Here is a 15,831-nt window from a genome sequence, read left to right on the forward strand (position 1 = left end):
CCGTTTGACAGGCAAGGGGCAAGTTTCTTATGATGAATGGGAATGTCGGCCGGCCCTGACGGCTGCCGCCCTACTCTTCCGATGAAGCAAAGGAGCACTGAGCCATGCAAACCATTACCCCCGAGGAATTGAAACGCCGGTTAGACAGCGGCGAGAAGCTGGATATCGTGGATGTGCGTGAGGACGAGGAAGTGGCGTCGGGCATGATTCCCGGCGCGATCCACATTCCCTTGATGACCCTGCCGGAGCGAATGGGCGAGATCCCCCAGCGCGGCGAGACCGTGCTCGTATGCCGCAGCGGCAACCGCAGCGGACGCGCTTATGAATATCTGCAGGCCCAAGGACTCCAGGGCCTGAAGAACATGTCCGGCGGCATGCTCGCCTGGGAGCAGGGAGACTGAGTTCTCTGGACTCCCGTCCGAGGGACGTGGACACGGAAGGCGCGTCCGTCAGGACGCGTCTTTGGCGTGCTTCCGTATCTCGTCTACGATCGATTCGACATCCAGCTCCGACGTATCCACGGCCAGATCCGCAAAGCCGTAGGCTTCCCTGCGGTTCTCGGCGAGCGTATGCACCCGCTCCTCCAGGTTCCCCTGCAGCAGCGGCCGGTTCGTATCGGTGCGCACCCGCTCGATGATCTTCTCGGGTGACGCGAGCAGCGCCACCACGAGGCCGCCTTCCTTCATGGCCTCCCGGTTCTCTTCGCGGAGCACGGCTCCCCCTCCAGTGGCCACGATCTGTCCGCTGCTTTGCAGCACAGCTGCGACCGCCTCCCGTTCCGCCTCGCGGAAGTACGCTTCTCCCTCACTGGCGAATAATTCCGGAATCGTCTTCCCCGTATTCCGTTCAATGACGGCATCGGTATCCACGAAGCGCCACCCCAGCTGGGCAGCCAGTGCTTGTCCCACGGTGGACTTTCCCGTTCCCATCATTCCGATCAATACGATGTTGCGGCAGTTCACTTCCAGCACCCTCTTCTCCACTAGGTAAACTCTCCCTATCATATCACAGCTTGGACCGACGTGAATAGAAAGCCAGTCAAAAACATAAGATGGAGGATGTATCTTCCCGCTTCCAGATTCATACAGAATCCGCTCGGCAAGATCCACAGCGGCGCTGCAGCCGCACACCGAAAGGAGAACACCAGCATGTCCCATCCCCCCTGCCCTGCGCCCGCACCTCTCCGCCCGCCGGCCGGCTCCAAGGTTCAGCAGATCCTCGATCCCTCGACTCCGCTGTGCAAGGACGATATCGTATGGATGCTGGAATATATCAAAAAAAAGGTGGCTGAGGAAGACCCGAATCTCATGGATCTTCCCCAGCCACGCTTAATGCAGAACTTTAGATATTTCGCGGAGATCGCGCTGATGGTCATTCAGCGGCGCAACGGGTTCGACCAGGAAGCGGACCGGCTGAAAGCCTGGGTCAGCGAAGCCGCCTACGGGCTGTGTCCGCCGGAAGAACCTACGATGCACCGCCGGTAAGACCGGCCATCCGCTCCTGTCTTACTGCTGGTCCATCCACTGGAAGTGGAACGTGCCTTCTTTGTCTACACGCTTGAACGTGTGGGCTCCGAAGTAGTCGCGCTGCGCCTGCAGCAGGTTCGCCGGAAGACGCTCGGTACGGTAGCTGTCATAGTAAGCCAGCGCCGATGCGAAGGCCGGTACCGGAATACCGCGCTTGACGGCCTCAGCTACCACGTTTCTCCAAGCGTCCTGGTAGTTCTGGACGACACCTTGGAAGTACTCGTCGAGCAGCAGGTTGCGCAGCTCCGGATTTTTGTCGTACGCATCCTTGATGTTCTGCAGGAAGCGGGCACGGATAATGCAGCCGCCGCGGAAGATCATGGCGATGGAGCCATAGTCGAGGCTCCAGTTGTATTCTTCGCTTGCCGCACGCATCTGGGCGAAGCCTTGTGCGTAGGAGCAGATTTTGCTCGCATACAGCGCTTTGCGTACCGCTTCGATGAAGTCAGCCGCATTTCCGTCGTAAGACGAAGCCGCCGGCCCTTGAAGCACCTTGCTTGCCGCTACGCGCTCTTCCTTCATAGCGGAGAGGAAACGGGAGAAGACGGACTCGGTGATGATGGACAGCGGCACACCCAGATCGAGCGCGCTTTGGGAGGTCCATTTGCCTGTACCCTTCTGGCCGGCGGAATCCAGAATCACATCGACCATCGGCTTGCCCGTTTCCGGATCTTTCTTCGAGAAGATATCTGTCGTGATCTCGATCAGGTAGCTGTCAAGCTCGCCTTTGTTCCACTCGGCGAAAATCTCGTGCAGCTGTTCCGTCGATACGCCAAGCACATCCTTCAGCAGCTGGTACGCTTCGCAGATCAGCTGCATGTCGCCGTACTCGATGCCGTTGTGCACCATCTTCACGTAGTGGCCCGCACCGCCCGGTCCGATGTAGGTGCAGCAAGGATCGCCGTTCACTTTGGCCGAGATGGCCGTCAGGATCGGTGCAACCAGCTCATAGGCGTCTTTCGGTCCGCCCGGCATGATCGACGGGCCTTTCAGCGCGCCTTCTTCGCCGCCGGATACACCGGTGCCGATGAAGCGGAAGCCTTGCGCCTCAAGCGATTCGCTGCGGCGCTGCGTATCCGGGAAGTAGGCGTTGCCCCCGTCGATGATGATGTCGCCTTGATCCAGATGCGGGATCAGGGACTCGATTGTTGCGTCCGTAGCGGAGCCCGCCTGGACCATGATCAATATTTTGCGCGGCGTTTCAAGGGAAGCCACGAATTCTTCAACGCTGTATGTACCTACCAAATTCTTGCCTTGGGCTTCTTCGAGAAGCGCATCCGTCTTCTCACGGGAGCGGTTATACACAGATACCGTGAACCCCCGGCTTTCGATATTGAGTGCGAGATTCTTACCCATGACTGCGAGGCCGATGACACCGACTTGCTGTTTGGACATTTGGATTCTCATCCTTCCTATTCTCTATTTATTTACCTCTCGAAACCATGCCTGAACCGGCTGCAGGGCACCCGGCACCCGGTATTTGCGGAGTGCCTGTCCCCTGCAGCCGTCTCCTAGATCGTCATCGATCCGTAACCCCCGTCGACACGCAGCAGCGAACCGGTGACGAAGCTCGAAGCCTTGTCGGAAGCAAGATACACGGCGGCGCCTTGAAGCTCCTCCGCATCGCCGAACCGGTTCATCGGGGTATGGCGCATAATGGATTCCGTGCGTTCCGGCGACAGAATCTTGCGGTTCTGCTCCGCCGGGAAGAAGCCCGGAATAATGGCGTTGACGCGTACCCGCGCCGGCGCGAATTCGCGTGCGAGGAACTTCGTCACGTTGTTGACGGCCGCTTTGGATGCCGAATACGTGAACACGCGGGACAGCGGAGGATCCGAAGAAACCGACGAAATATTGATAATGCTGCCGCCTTCGCCCTGCTCCACCATATGCTTCCCAAAGATTTGGCACGCGAGTACAACGCTCTTCAGGTTCACTTCCATGATAGAGTCCCATTCGTCCATGGTCAAGTCGAAGAAAGGGGTCGGGGAATTCTTCCCCGGACAGTTCATCAGAATGTCGCAGCGTCCCGTCCAGGCCAGCACGTCCGCCAGCACCTTCTTCAAGTCCTCCGGATTCGTGGCGTCGGCAGCGAAGCACTTCGCCCGTCCGCCCGCCTCTTCCACGGCCTTTGCCACTTCTTCGGCCTTCTCCTGGTTGCGGCCGACCACGGCCACATCCGCTCCGTGCCCTCCAAGCGCCACGGCCATAGAGCCGCCCAGCGTACTGTTGCCGCCGATCACGACAGCCGTCTTGCCTGTAAGATCGAATAAGTTCATCGCCACTTGAGTGTACCTCCTAGGATTTGGTGTACATCTGCTGGAAGGCGGCGATCGCGTCGAACTCGTCCTTCAACTGATGGTACACACGATTATAAATGCTTGTCAACTGTTTGTAGGTTTCATGGGTCGGAATACTTGCCTTTAGGGACTGATTCACCTGAATCCAGTCATACACGCCTGAGAAATCCTTGATCTCGCCGAGCGCCAGCATGCCGAGCTGCGCGGCGCCAAGACCCGAGCTCTCGATCGTATTCGGGACCGCAACCGGCGTGCCGAGCACGTCCGCCATGATCTGCAGCCAGAACGGAGAGTTCGCGAAGCCGCCCGATGCGCGGATCTCTTTCGTCGGCCCCACGAGCTCCTCGAGGGCGCTGTTCACTGAATGGATGCGGTACATGACCCCTTCGAGCACAGAGCGGATCATATGCTTCTTCTGGTGGTACAGGGACATGCCGAAGAATACGCCGCGCGCATTCGCATTCCAATACGGTGCGCGCTCTCCTGCCAGCAGCGGCAGGAAGATGAGGCCGTCGGAGCCCGGCGCAACCTCCATGGCCAGCGAGGTCAGGTAATCGTACGGGTCCATGCCCCGGCGGCGTCCTTCCTCGGCCTCAGCGGTCGCCAGCTGGTCGCGCACCCAGCGGAACATGATCCCGCCGTTGTTGATCGCGCCGCCGACCACCCAGAAGTTATCGGCCAGCGCGTAGCAGAACAGGCGCCCCTTCGGATCCGTGACCGGCTCGCGCACGACGCCGCGGACGGCGCCGCTCGTGCCGATCGTTACCGCATACACGCCGGGCTCGAACGCCCCGACTCCGAGGTTCGCCAGCACGCCGTCGGAGGCGCCGACGACGAACGGCGTGTCGGCCGCGAGGCCCATCGACACTGCGTACTCTTGCGCCATCCCCTGCAGCGTGTAGGTGGTGGAGACCGGCCGGGAGAGCTGCTCTTCACGCACACCGCAGGCTGCAAGCGCATCGCGGTCCCACTCCAGCGCCTTCAGGTTGAAGAGGCCGGTAGCGCTGGCGATGGAATAGTCGATGACGAGCTCGCCGAACAGCTTCGCGAACACATACTCCTTGATGCCGATGAACTTATAGGCATTCTCGAACAGATCGGCGCGGTTGTCGCGGATCCACATCAGCTTGAGCAGCGGGGACATCGGGTGGATCGGGGTGCCGGTCGCCCGGTAAATGTCCAAACCGTTCGACTCGCGCAGCCCCTTGACATAGCCTACGCTGCGGTTATCCGCCCAGGTGATGCACTGGGTCAGCGGATGCAGTTCCCGGTCAACGGCGATCAGGCTGTGCATCGCCGAAGAGAACGAGACGCAGAGCACCTGCCCGGGCAGCACGCCCGCCTTGCCGACCACCGCCCGGATGGCGGTAACCACGGCCTGGAAGATCTCGTCCGGGTCCTGTTCCGCGATATCCGGCCTTGGCGTATAGAGAGGGTATTCCACCGCGTGGGAAGCGAGAACCCGTCCGTCCCGGTCGATCACGAGCGTCTTGGCGGACGTCGTTCCGATATCCGCGGCGATAATGTAGGGTTTGGATAGCTGCGTCATCTTATCTCAGGTTCCCTTCCGCGTTGAATTGCAGATCGTACGGCTCCGTGAGGATCTCGATGTCCGGGTGCAGCTTCGCTTCCTCGAGGAGGTTGACCGAGATCTCGATCTCGCCGAGATGCAGCGTGTCCTGGATACGGACCATGCGGCACTTCGTGTAATCGAGAATGTTGCACGTCTTCACGGCCGCCTTGATCGCCAGCTCGTCGTTCGCAAGCGTCGTCGCGATCTTCGTCGGCGCGCAGACGGTGGAAGTCAGCCCGTTCGCATACGTGGCCGGCAGGTCTGTCTTATCGACGAGCCGCTGCGTCGTGAAGTCGGCCGTCCCCACCCCGTTGGCGTTGCCGTTCGTCTCGTGCGTCAGGTCGAGCACAACCATCTTCGATACGTCGGGTCCCCCGTGCGCATATGGCGTCGGATAGCGGCCCGTGATGTTGGGGTCCATGCCGTCGCCGCTGATGTTCTTGCCGATGTAATCGATGACGAGCACGTCGATCTGGTCGAAGAGGATCTTCGGCAGCCGGGCTTTGGCCGCCTCAAGCAGCACCATCTCGCGCTCCTCGATGTCGGCTGCCGGCAGCACCTCCACGATGCAGGTCTCGTCGAACGCGTTCTCGACGACCGCTACGCCGAAGAAGATCGGCAGCTTATCGAGCATGATCCGCGCCATCGCCGGCACGTTCTCGGCCATATACTTGAATCCGAGCTGGTGGCACGCTTCCGCTCCCTTCTGCTTGCCGAGGCCGATGGAGATCATCTTCATGATCCCGCTCTCGATCCGGCCGCGGAAGGCAGTATGCGGCTTCACCCGGTTGATGACGACGATCGCGTCCGCAACGGACGCATACTTGTCGACGTAGACCGGCAGACCGTTCGGAAGCTCGTCGATCTTCACGACCTCCATCGTCGAGCGGATCGGTGCGCCCATCGCCTCCTCAGTTACGCCGAGGTGGTGGAGCACGTCCCGCTGTCCTTCCGCCGTAGCGCCGCCGTGGCTGCCCATACACGGAACGATGAAGGGATGCCCTCCCGCTTCCTTGATCGCGTCGATCGTCGTCTTCGTCAGCGCGTCGATGTTAGCCACCCCGCGGCTGCCGACGGCTACGGCCACCTGCATGCCCGGCTTGATGGTATCGATCGCCCCGGGCTTGCCGAGCTCGCGTTTCAAATCTTCGGCCGGGTTCTCCAGCTTCGTGCCGTCGAACTTCTGGCGGATCCGCACGACCTGCGGTACGGGAATATCTTCGAGCAGCTTGTTGAGAATGCTCATGGCTTAACGGCCTCCCTCGATGGATTGGACGGAGTCGCGGATGACGAGCTCCGTATGGAACAGAACGGTGGACTTCTCCACCACTTTGTTGTCAATAAAAGTAAGCAGCCTCTCGGCTCCCGCCCGCGAGATCTCTTCGATCGGACGCCGCACTGTAGTGAGAGCCGGGGTCATGAACCCCGAGAACAGATGATCATCGAAGCCGGCTACCGAGATGTCGCCGGGCACGCTCAGTCCCCGTTCGGTCACGGCTTTGACCGCCCCGAGCGCCATATCGTCGTTCGAGCAGAACACGGCGGTCGGCCGCTCGGGCAGATCGAGCAGGCGGCCCATGCCGAGGTACCCGCTCTCGAGATTGTACTCTCCGGGCACGATCAGGCTCTCGTCCATCGATACGCCATGCTTCGCGAGCCCCTCCAGGAACCCTTCCCTCCGGGCCTGGGAGGACTTGAAGCCCGCCTTGCCCTCGATGAGCGCAATTCGGCGGTGCCCCTGCTCGAGCAGATGCTCGGCGAGCCGGAAGGCCCCTCCCCTGTCGTCGGGCAGCAGGTTCATCACCTCGACCCCTTCCACCGGACGGTTCAGCACCACGAGCGGAATCTCCTTCGCGGAAGCGTATTCGATGAATTCCTGGTCGCTTGCGCTCTGGCTCATGACGATAATGCCGTCGAAGCTTTTGCGGTTGACTTTATGGAAGCTTTTGTAATCGTCGATCCCGCGGACGATCAGATTGTAATTATCTTGAATGACGTCGTTGACGCCCTTGATCGCTTCATAGAGAAACCCCGCGGATGTTCCCGCATGCAGAGTTGAAAAAAATAGGCCCAAGTTGTATGATCGATCCAATACGAGAGAACGCGCGTTGTAATTTGGCGTATAGTTCAACGAATCCGCGATGGCGTGAATGCGCTCTTTGGTCTCCGGATTGATCAGAGGGCTGTCGTTAAGCGCCCGCGATACCGTGGTATGCGAGACGCCCGCAAGCCGGGCAATGTCTTTGATCGTAACGCTCATTCTACCACCTCGAATTCATGATAGCACACAGTTGCACACGTTAACAACGTTCATTTTTTGCAGGACTTCCCCTCAAAATGAACGTTTTTTGCTGCGTACGGGACACTTATCCCCTCCCTGGAACTAGGTTCCCCTATATATGGCGACTCCTTCCCAAGGAAGGGGGCCTTCCGGGCATCCCCTATGGGAGGCGGCGTTAGAATAACGGCCTCCGGCGTTCATCCAAGGACCTGCTCCGTAGATAGACAGCTCCGTATAGTTTCTGTAATGCCAATAAAAAAACGGCCTGTGTACGGGACACAGACCGCTCTAACCCTTCCTCTTACATTTCAAGCAGTAACATCTCATGCCGCAGCCCCTTCAGCTTATCTTTACTTGCCTCCGCTTGTTCGTGATCACCCGACTCCAGCGCATCATACAAAGTGGAAAGTTCGTAATCCAGCTCCAGCCGGAGCACCGGAATCCGCTCTTCCGGCCGTCTGGACCGGAACGCCTGCATCATTTCCTCCACCGTTACCACCGGTTCCTTTTGAAAGAGCACCTTATGTTCCACCCCCGAAATTTCCACCATGCGGATGATCTCCCCGAACATGATGTTTTCAATTAAGATTTGACGATCCTTAAAGCGCTTGACGACGGCATGACCGCGGGTATCGCCGATCATTTTCTCCATAAGCTCGCCGAGCTTCTCATCCTTGAAGGAATAGTTGCCTACGATCTTATATCGTTCGCCGATCCGCTGAAATCTCAGCTTCACGAGCTTCCGTCCGGTCCGAATGGAAACGATGAACTGCTGGTCGCTTTCGTTCCAGTAGAGGGAGTACCCTTCCTGGATCAGCGTCTTAATAAAGTTACGGATTAGCCGACGGTCAAATCGTAACTCAAGGTTGCAATACTCCACTTCATGACTCTTACTCACGGCAATCCCCTCCTGGTTGGTGTCGGCAGAATCGAGCTTCGGTGTAAGCGGCAGATCCTGCTGCGCCGGGTACTGTTGGTGGCGGATCGAGGACTGGATCCAAGCTGCAACCTCTTCGATTGAATTTTCAGACTATTCAGTTTCTTACTCCTATCTTATTATGAATCATATGATTTAGCAACTTGGATTATTGTCTTTTTTTTAATTTCCGCGCACCTATTTTTTTGCGCCTGCATACAAGGGGTAAGCGCTGTCAACCCAGACGGGGCTTGGGCATGTTCCGGATGACGAACAGTGGGATTTGCAGTCGAAACAAGAGAAATCGAGCTGCTGAAAACGATTCCAAAATCTGCCGCGAGAAGCCGGCGTATTCCCTGACAATCCTCTCTATCCGTAAGTTCCCGCACCTCGGACCGAAGGTCGCGGTTCACGGCAGAGCTGCCGGGCAAGCTATCCCTATCTCTTCTCCCGAAAGTCCGGTAGCGGGGCGGTGGGAACCCTCTCAGCAAAGGGGAGGCGTTCGCTGCGGAGCCAAGACGGCTCCCCATGTGACCGTTCCCGATAGATACCGCGGGCCCGCCTCAGCTCCACATCAAAAAGCCGCGCAGGAATGTTCTGCGCGGCGAATCAGCCGGACTCCCGGTCCGCGGCGAAGAGCCGCTGCTCTGACGTTAAGTCCGGCGTCTCCCCCTGCTGCCGTCCCCTCATCTTCCTTCGCTTTCGCCCGTTTCGGCAGGCTTCAGGACGGCGGCGCCGATCCCGAGCAGTACGACGGCGAAAAGCACGAGGACAGCCAGGTGAAGCCCTACGCCGGCGAGCGTCCCCCCGGCCGTAAGGGTACGCAGCGCCGACAGAGCCCAGCTCTGCGGGACGAAGCGGGAGAGCTTCTGCATCGCTTCCGGCATGAGGTCCACGGGCCAGAAGCACCCGCCCAGCATGCAGGTCGGCGTCCCGACCAGCGCTTGGACCGTGGTGAGGGAATCCGGACGGCGCAGGCCCCCCGCCACAGCGGACGTGAGCCCCAGCAGAGCGAGCAGCAGCGCTTCGAGCACCGTGAAGTGCGCCAGGAACCCGGTTCCATAGTCGAACCCCATCCCATAGCGGGTGACCGCGAGGACGAAGACGATCTGGACCGTGCCCAGAAGAAAACCTCCGAGAAAGTGCCCCAAGGCGATCTCCCCGGAGGGTACGGGAGCGGCGAAGAGCCGCGCCATGGTACGCCGGTTCCGGTCCTTTACCACGGTGGCTACCGAGCCGTTCGCCATCGTCAGCATGAACAGGATCAGAATGCCGGACGCCGTGCCGCTTGCGGGATTCGTATGCCAGCCGTAATCGTTCACCTTCACCCCGGCAGCCCGCTCCTCTGCCAGCCGGAGCGCTTCCTCCAGCCCTTCGGCAGGCCGTCCGCCGGCTGCCGGTCCCCTGGCCGCCTCCACCGCCCGGCCTGCCGCGGCTTCGCTTAGCGCCGTCAGCGCCGAAGAGGCCTCGCTCCCCGTGACCTCGAGGACTTCCAGGGGCAATACCTTCCCCTCCCGGATGCTCTGCGAGAAGCCCGCCGGAATCTCGAGGCCCGCGGGCGTCCTCCGCTCGGACACGTCGGCTCTCAGCCCGGCCGCCGTACGTTCCGGCGCTTCCTGCAGCCGGAAGAGACCGCTCGCTCCCAGCTCGTGCAGCACATAGCGTCCCGCCGGGCCATCATCGTGGTTCAGGTAATATACGGTCCAGGTGCGCTCTGCAGGCAGCCGGCCCAAGAGACCGATGATCAGCGAGACGACCAGCGCCGGGAGGAGCAGATACAACCCCACCTCTCTCCAGCTTCCGAGCTGGCGGCGGATCAGGTTGATGGCAATATGGATACTGTTCATGAATGATACCCCGCCTTCCGGTATACGATGGCCGCTGCGGCAGCAAGGCCCGCTCCCATCCAGGCCAGCGGTATCCCGTAGGACAGCAGCGAAGCCAGGCTCTGGCCGGTCATCAGCCCCAGCAGACTATGCATCCCCCAGTAATTCAGCGTTCCTTTGGAGAGCGCCGTGAGGAACGGCCCTACGTTCGGCTCGAAGCCTCCGCTGAGGAATGTCGACGCCAGGATGAGGAATTGAAATAGGATCATTACCGTTCGGATGCTTCGGGCGAATACCCCGATGAGCACAGCCAACCCGGCCGCACCGGCCGCGAAGACGGCGCAGACTCCGAACAGCCGGCTCCACTCCCCTCCCCAATCCACGCCGAGCAGCAGGGATGAACCCGCCACGATGGCGGCGGCCTGCAGCAGGGCAAGCAGGAGGCCGGCCGCGGCCTTGCCGAGCACCACTTCGTAGAGAGGCACCGGAAGAGACGCCAGCCGCTGCAGAGTCTTGTTCTCCCGCTCTGCAGCAAGGGAGATGGCGGCCATCATCGAAGAGTACAAGAGAAACATCAGCAGCATCGATGCCGCATAATACTGCATGGCGGTATAGCTCCTGCCGCTTCCCGCGAGCTTCCGGACTTCCACGGCCGGACCCGCGGGCCCGCTGCCGGAACCGGGCCCGTCACCCGATACGGAAGCCGGTTGTCCGGCTGCGGAGGCATCGGCCTGCCCCGGCATCCCATCTGCCACGCAGCCCCGGATCAGGGATTGAGCCAGCAGGCTCCGCTCGCGGTCCCTTCCCGCCACGAGCTCCCAACCGCCGCTCGTGCCGATCGCCTCCCCTTTGCCGGAGAGTTCCGGGGCAACCACGCCGTAGTCTGCCGTCCCGTCCTGCAGCACCCCGATCAGCTCTTCCCGGCTGCCTGCCTGCCGCAGCCGTACCGTCTCCCGGAATGCGGGCCCGGCGAGGCACCGCTTCATCGCCCCTTCTGCGCCAGGAGGCTGCAGCACCGCCACCTGCAGCGGGCGCAGACTCGTCTCTTCCGCGCCGAAAGAAGAAGGAAGCGCGGAACCGAGAATGAAAATCAGCAGGAGCGGCAGCGCGAGGAGTATCAAAAAAGTGCGGGGATGCCGGCCGTACCTTAGCAGTTCGTGCCAGGCGATGATCCCTATCGTTCTCATGGCAGCACCTCCTACTCTCTCTCTTTCCGGCCGGTCAGCGCCAGGAAGAGGGTTTCGAGGCCCGGTTCGACCCGGTTCAGCGACTGGATTGCAATCCCGTGCTTGGAGAGGATGTAGAGCACATCCTGAAGCATCCCTTCCCCCGGGCGAAGCGAGAGTTCGAGCCCTCCCTCCGAGGCTGCCGCCTGCCGAATGCCCGGATGCATCCGCAGCTCTTCCACCGCACCGTCCGTCAAGCCGGCTGCCGCCACCTGCAGCTTCTCCTCGGTTCCGGCCTGCGCCCGCAGCTCCTCCTGCGTACCGCAGGCAATCAGATGTCCGCGATCCAGAATGCCGACCCGGGTGGAGACCGCCGCCACTTCCTCCATATAATGGCTAGTGTAGATGATCGTGGTTCCCCTCCGGTTCAGTTCGCGGACCGAATCCAGGATATGAAGCCGCGACTGGGGATCGATCCCGACGGTGGGTTCGTCCATGATGACCAGACCGGGATGATGCATAAGCGCGCAGGCAATATTCAGCCGCCGCTTCATTCCTCCCGAATAGGTCTCGGGCCTGTCCCATTGACGCTCCGTCAGACCCGCGAATTCCAGCGCTTCCGCTGCCCTCTCTTTCAAGAGGGAGCCCCGCAGACCGTACAACCGCCCGAAGAAGGAGACGTTCTCGCGGGCCGTCATGCCTTCGTAGAACGCCAGCTCCTGCGGCACCAGTCCGATGCGCCGTTTGACCTCAAGCGGCTGGCGGTCCACCCGCAGCCCCTCTACCCGGATCTCTCCATGATCGGGGGCCAGCAGGCCGCAGATCATCCGGATCGTCGTGCTCTTGCCGGCACCGTTCGGTCCGAGCAGGCCGAAGATCTCCCCCCGCCGTATCGTCAAATTCAAATGGTCCACGGTCAGCTTCGAGCCGTACCGCTTCACAATATCCGTCAATTCCACCATATGCATTGTTACCGCCCCGTTCCCCGTTCTTCTGCTGCTATCCTTCAATCTCTTCATTGTACCCGTAAGAGGCCGCCTCCGCAGCTACCGAAGGTCATGCGTAAGGGATGACCAAAGTCACCCGCCTCCTGACGGAAGGACCATCTGCCAAGGGAAGCGGCCTGTGATATAATGACCCCTGGAGGCGTATCGCGCATGCTGACAGCACTTAGATATCTGCTCATAGTCATTCCCGCCCTGGGCACCGCCGTCCTGCTGCCCTTGGACCAAATGAACGTGTTCACGTTCCACCTGCTGCTCTTCCTCGTGTATGCCGGCTTCCGCAGGGACCGGCTGGCCCCCGCGCTGCAGCAGCTTCTGACAGCCGTTGAAATCGTATGGGTAGGCTGGCTGTCCCACCGCTATCCGGGGCTCTTGTTCGCCTGTCATTATTCTACGATGACCACGTATCTCCTTCAACGACAAGCAGGAACAAGATGGCTGTTCCTGCCCATCCAGGCCGTTCTGATGAATGCGGCGCTGTCCTCCGCCGGGCTGGAGCTCCGGTTTACCTCCAATCTGCTGCTCGCCTCCGGGGCACTGCTGCTGTACCGGCTCGGGGAGGCCGGCAGCAGGCAGGCAGAGCTTGAGACCGTCTATGACGAACTGCGCAGCAAAGCTTACGAGCTGGAGCAGACGCGGCGCAGGCTGGTCGACTATGCCGGAAAAGTCGAGGAGCTGGCCCAAGCGGAAGAGCGCAGCCGGATCGCGCACGACATCCACGACGATCTCGGGCACAAGCTCATCCGGCTCAAATTGATGCTGGAAGCGGTCGTCCGCATCGCTCCCGCTTCGCCGGACAAAGGGCTGGAGCTGACCCGGCAGGTGCTGGATCAGCTTGGCGAAGGGATGGAGACGCTAAGGCACACCGTGCGCCGGATGAAGCCGGACAAGTCGCAGGTCCGCGGGTACTCGCTGGACCGGCTGATCGAAGAGCTCAGCGCAGGCAGCGGGCTGGAAGTGAACTACCGGGTCCACGGCCTGGCGAGGCCGCTGTACCCGAGTCTTGAGATCGTGCTCTTCCGCAACAGCCAGGAAGCGGTCACCAATGCCATCCGGCACGGGGAGGCTACGGAGGTAACGATCGATCTGTATTATGAAGCGGAGCACGTCCGTCTTGCCGTCTCGAACAACGGCAGGCTGCCGGAGTCCAGCCAGTTGAGCAAGGGCCTTGGCCTCGTCGGCATGGAGGAGAGGGCGCGCCTAGTCGGTGGAGAAGTGCGCACGGTCATCGATTCCCGCTTTACCGTCGAGACCCTGGTCCCCATGTCCGCCTAGCTTCAATGAAGCACCGGAGGTGGAAGAGGTCAATTTATTCCACCTTTTCCACCTTTATTTTCCACTTCCATGACCTGCGAATTCCTCTATAATCGGACTTAGCGCTTTTTGCAAGCGCTATCATCCTAAAGGATTTTTCTAAGAAAGGGGGAACGCCACGTCTCGGATACGAAGAAGATATCTTTTCATCCCACACCCAAAAGGAGTTGTCGCATTAATGAACAAGCTTGGATTCAAAGGCAAAGCCGCGAAGGCAATCGTAAGCGCTGCCATGATTTTCACCTTAACCGCGGCACAGGCATCACCTGCCGCTTATGCCCACCATGACGGCACGAATGGGGTCATCATGCAGTATTACGAATGGTACCTTCCGAATGACGGGACGCTCTGGAGCAAGCTGCAGTCGAATGCCGCCTCGCTGAAGAATGCCGGGGTCACGGCCGTCTGGATTCCCCCTGCTTACAAAGGCGGCGGCAGCGGAGATGTCGGGTTCGGCGTATACGATATGTACGACCTCGGGGAATTCAATCAGAAAGGCACGGTGCGGACGAAGTACGGGACGAAAGCGCAGCTCGTCAGCGCGGTGGACAGCCTTCACGCGAACGGCATACAGGTGTATGGCGATGTGGTGCTCAACCACCGGATGAATGCGGATGCGACCGAGACCGTAACCGCCGTCGAGGTGAACCCCGCGAACCGGAACAGCGAGGTCTCCGGCGATTACTCGATCTCCGCCTGGACCCAGTTCAACTTTCCGGGACGGGGGAATACTTATTCATCCTTCAAGTGGAAATGGTATCACTTTGACGGCGTGGACTACGATCAATCGAGAAGCGCGAACAAGCTGTTCAAGCTGCGCGGCACAGGCAAAGGCTTCGACTGGGAAGTCGATTCCGAGAACGGTAACTATGACTATCTGATGGGTGCCGATCTCGACTGGGACCACCCCGAAGTGATCAATGAAACGCGCAGCTGGGGCAAGTGGTTCGTGGACACAGCGAAACTCGACGGGGTGCGTCTGGATGCCGTGAAGCACATCAAATTCGACCGCATGAGGGACTGGCTGAACGGCGTGCGGACGGATACGGGCAAAGACCTCTTCGCGGTAGGCGAATACTGGAGTTCAGACCTTGGCCGGCTGAACAATTACCTCACGAAAACAAGCAGCGCCATGTCCCTGTTCGACGTGCCGCTCCATTTTAATCTCTATGCGGCGTCGAACGGCAGCGGCGGATATGATATGCGCACCCTGCTGAACAATACGCTGATGAAGTCCAACCCCGCCAAGGCGGTGACATTCGTGGACAATCACGATTCCCAGCCGGGGCAATCCCTCCAGTCGACCGTCCAAGGCTGGTTCAAGCCTCTGGCTTACGCGCTGATCTTCACCCGCCAGGAGGGATACCCCTCTCTGTTCTATGGCGATTACTACGGTACGGGCGACGGCAAGATCACATCGTACAAAGCGATCCTGGACAAGCTGCTCGCCGCAAGGAAAGCGTATGCCTACGGCAAACAGAACGATTATTTGGACCATCAGGATGTCATCGGCTGGACGCGCGAAGGCGATACCGCCCACGAGAATTCCGGTCTGGCCACCATCCTGACCGACGGCCCCGGCGGAAGCAAGCGGATGTACGTCGGCACGGCCAAAGCGGGCCAGATGTGGAACGACAAGACCGGAAACCGGACGGATACGGTGACCATCGACGGCAGCGGGTACGGCTCCTTCCCCGTGAACGGCGGTTCCGTATCCGTATGGGCCAAGCAGTAAGCCCGCGGCAGACATTGGATGCTCTCCCTGGTCTACTGCTGAACTTCCTCCAGGATAGAGCCTCACAATCGAGTAGGAGGGGGCGCCTAGCCCCCGTCCTCTCACACCACCGTACATGCGGGTCCGCATACGGCGGTTCCAAAAGGTTAACGAAGTTCCAGATATCGAGAAAGCAAACTCTTCAGCCCTT

At 60.1% G+C, this 15,831-nt stretch carries 14 protein-coding genes; 4 read left to right on the forward strand and 10 right to left on the reverse strand.

Annotated elements, in window-relative coordinates:
- Positions 1-104 precede the first annotated feature (104 nt).
- Positions 105-401 (forward strand): rhodanese-like domain-containing protein, encoded by a 297-nt coding sequence (locus O9H32_RS12285; protein ID WP_269866381.1) that lies wholly within the window; start codon positions 105-107, stop codon positions 399-401.
- A gap of 48 nt (positions 402-449) precedes the next feature.
- Here O9H32_RS12285 and O9H32_RS12290 read toward each other — a convergent pair whose 3' ends face one another.
- Positions 450-962, reverse strand: a complete 513-nt coding sequence (locus O9H32_RS12290; protein WP_269866404.1) for a shikimate kinase — start codon at positions 960-962, stop codon at positions 450-452.
- A gap of 186 nt (positions 963-1,148) precedes the next feature.
- Between O9H32_RS12290 and O9H32_RS12295 the strand changes: the two genes are divergently transcribed.
- Positions 1,149-1,484 (forward strand): hypothetical protein, encoded by a 336-nt coding sequence (locus tag O9H32_RS12295; RefSeq protein ID WP_269866382.1) that lies wholly within the window; start codon positions 1,149-1,151, stop codon positions 1,482-1,484.
- A 21-nt stretch (positions 1,485-1,505) separates the two neighbouring features.
- Here O9H32_RS12295 and gndA read toward each other — a convergent pair whose 3' ends face one another.
- The 9 genes from gndA to O9H32_RS12340 form a co-directional block, all read right to left on the reverse strand.
- Positions 1,506-2,921, reverse strand: a complete 1,416-nt coding sequence (gene gndA, locus O9H32_RS12300; RefSeq protein WP_269866383.1) for an NADP-dependent phosphogluconate dehydrogenase — start codon at positions 2,919-2,921, stop codon at positions 1,506-1,508.
- Positions 2,922-3,037: 116 nt separating this feature from the next.
- The gene (locus tag O9H32_RS12305) at positions 3,038-3,805 is read right to left on the reverse strand and encodes an SDR family oxidoreductase (protein WP_269866405.1); all 768 of its coding nucleotides are present in this window, start codon (positions 3,803-3,805) and stop codon (positions 3,038-3,040) included.
- A 19-nt stretch (positions 3,806-3,824) separates the two neighbouring features.
- Entirely contained in the window at positions 3,825-5,375 is a 1,551-nt protein-coding gene (locus O9H32_RS12310; protein WP_269866384.1) for a gluconokinase, read from the reverse strand.
- 1 nt (position 5,376) lies between these two features.
- Positions 5,377-6,645 carry a lactate racemase domain-containing protein gene (locus O9H32_RS12315; protein WP_269866385.1) on the reverse strand — a complete coding sequence of 423 codons (1,269 nt, stop codon included), beginning with the start codon at positions 6,643-6,645 and terminating at the stop codon, positions 5,377-5,379.
- 3 nt (positions 6,646-6,648) lie between these two features.
- Positions 6,649-7,659 (reverse strand): LacI family DNA-binding transcriptional regulator, encoded by a 1,011-nt coding sequence (locus O9H32_RS12320; RefSeq protein WP_269866386.1) that lies wholly within the window; start codon positions 7,657-7,659, stop codon positions 6,649-6,651.
- Between the two features lie 322 nt (positions 7,660-7,981).
- Positions 7,982-8,578, reverse strand: a complete 597-nt coding sequence (locus O9H32_RS12325; RefSeq protein WP_269866387.1) for a hypothetical protein — start codon at positions 8,576-8,578, stop codon at positions 7,982-7,984.
- Positions 8,579-9,282: 704 nt separating this feature from the next.
- A complete protein-coding gene (locus O9H32_RS12330; RefSeq protein WP_269866388.1) occupies positions 9,283-10,443 on the reverse strand; it encodes an ABC transporter permease in 1,161 nt (386 codons plus the stop codon).
- A complete protein-coding gene (locus O9H32_RS12335; protein ID WP_269866389.1) occupies positions 10,440-11,609 on the reverse strand; it encodes an ABC transporter permease in 1,170 nt (389 codons plus the stop codon). The genes O9H32_RS12330 and O9H32_RS12335 overlap by 4 nt, the downstream gene beginning before the upstream one ends.
- An 11-nt stretch (positions 11,610-11,620) precedes the next feature.
- On the reverse strand, positions 11,621-12,556 hold the full coding sequence (locus O9H32_RS12340) for an ABC transporter ATP-binding protein (RefSeq protein ID WP_269866406.1): 936 nt from the start codon (positions 12,554-12,556) through the stop codon (positions 11,621-11,623).
- Between the two features lie 189 nt (positions 12,557-12,745).
- Between O9H32_RS12340 and O9H32_RS12345 the strand changes: the two genes are divergently transcribed.
- Together O9H32_RS12345 and amyS are read left to right on the forward strand one after the other, a co-directional pair.
- Entirely contained in the window at positions 12,746-13,867 is a 1,122-nt protein-coding gene (locus tag O9H32_RS12345) for a sensor histidine kinase (protein WP_269866390.1), read from the forward strand.
- A gap of 217 nt (positions 13,868-14,084) precedes the next feature.
- Positions 14,085-15,641 carry an alpha-amylase gene (amyS, locus tag O9H32_RS12350; RefSeq protein WP_269866391.1) on the forward strand — a complete coding sequence of 519 codons (1,557 nt, stop codon included), beginning with the start codon at positions 14,085-14,087 and terminating at the stop codon, positions 15,639-15,641.
- Positions 15,642-15,831 lie beyond the last annotated feature (190 nt).

It is taken from the genome of Paenibacillus caseinilyticus (genome assembly GCF_027533645.1).
GTDB lineage: Bacteria > Bacillota > Bacilli > Paenibacillales > NBRC-103111 > Paenibacillus_G > Paenibacillus_G caseinilyticus.

Bases quoted from the DNA above. Each gene is read 5' to 3' on its own strand.
- O9H32_RS12295 (WP_269866382.1), top strand. From the start codon at position 1,149: ATGTCCCATCCCCCCTGCCCTGCGCCCGCACCTCTCCGCCCGCCGGCC.
- O9H32_RS12305 (WP_269866405.1), bottom strand. From the start codon at position 3,805: ATGAACTTATTCGATCTTACAGGCAAGACGGCTGTCGTGATCGGCGGC.
- O9H32_RS12330 (WP_269866388.1), bottom strand. From the start codon at position 10,443: ATGAACAGTATCCATATTGCCATCAACCTGATCCGCCGCCAGCTCGGA.
- amyS (WP_269866391.1), top strand. From the start codon at position 14,085: ATGAACAAGCTTGGATTCAAAGGCAAAGCCGCGAAGGCAATCGTAAGC.
- gndA (WP_269866383.1), bottom strand. From the start codon at position 2,921: ATGTCCAAACAGCAAGTCGGTGTCATCGGCCTCGCAGTCATGGGTAAG.
- O9H32_RS12345 (WP_269866390.1), top strand. From the start codon at position 12,746: ATGCTGACAGCACTTAGATATCTGCTCATAGTCATTCCCGCCCTGGGC.
- O9H32_RS12285 (WP_269866381.1), top strand. From the start codon at position 105: ATGCAAACCATTACCCCCGAGGAATTGAAACGCCGGTTAGACAGCGGC.
- O9H32_RS12310 (WP_269866384.1), bottom strand. From the start codon at position 5,375: ATGACGCAGCTATCCAAACCCTACATTATCGCCGCGGATATCGGAACG.
- O9H32_RS12320 (WP_269866386.1), bottom strand. From the start codon at position 7,659: ATGAGCGTTACGATCAAAGACATTGCCCGGCTTGCGGGCGTCTCGCAT.
- O9H32_RS12340 (WP_269866406.1), bottom strand. From the start codon at position 12,556: ATGCATATGGTGGAATTGACGGATATTGTGAAGCGGTACGGCTCGAAG.
- O9H32_RS12335 (WP_269866389.1), bottom strand. From the start codon at position 11,609: ATGAGAACGATAGGGATCATCGCCTGGCACGAACTGCTAAGGTACGGC.
- O9H32_RS12315 (WP_269866385.1), bottom strand. From the start codon at position 6,645: ATGAGCATTCTCAACAAGCTGCTCGAAGATATTCCCGTACCGCAGGTC.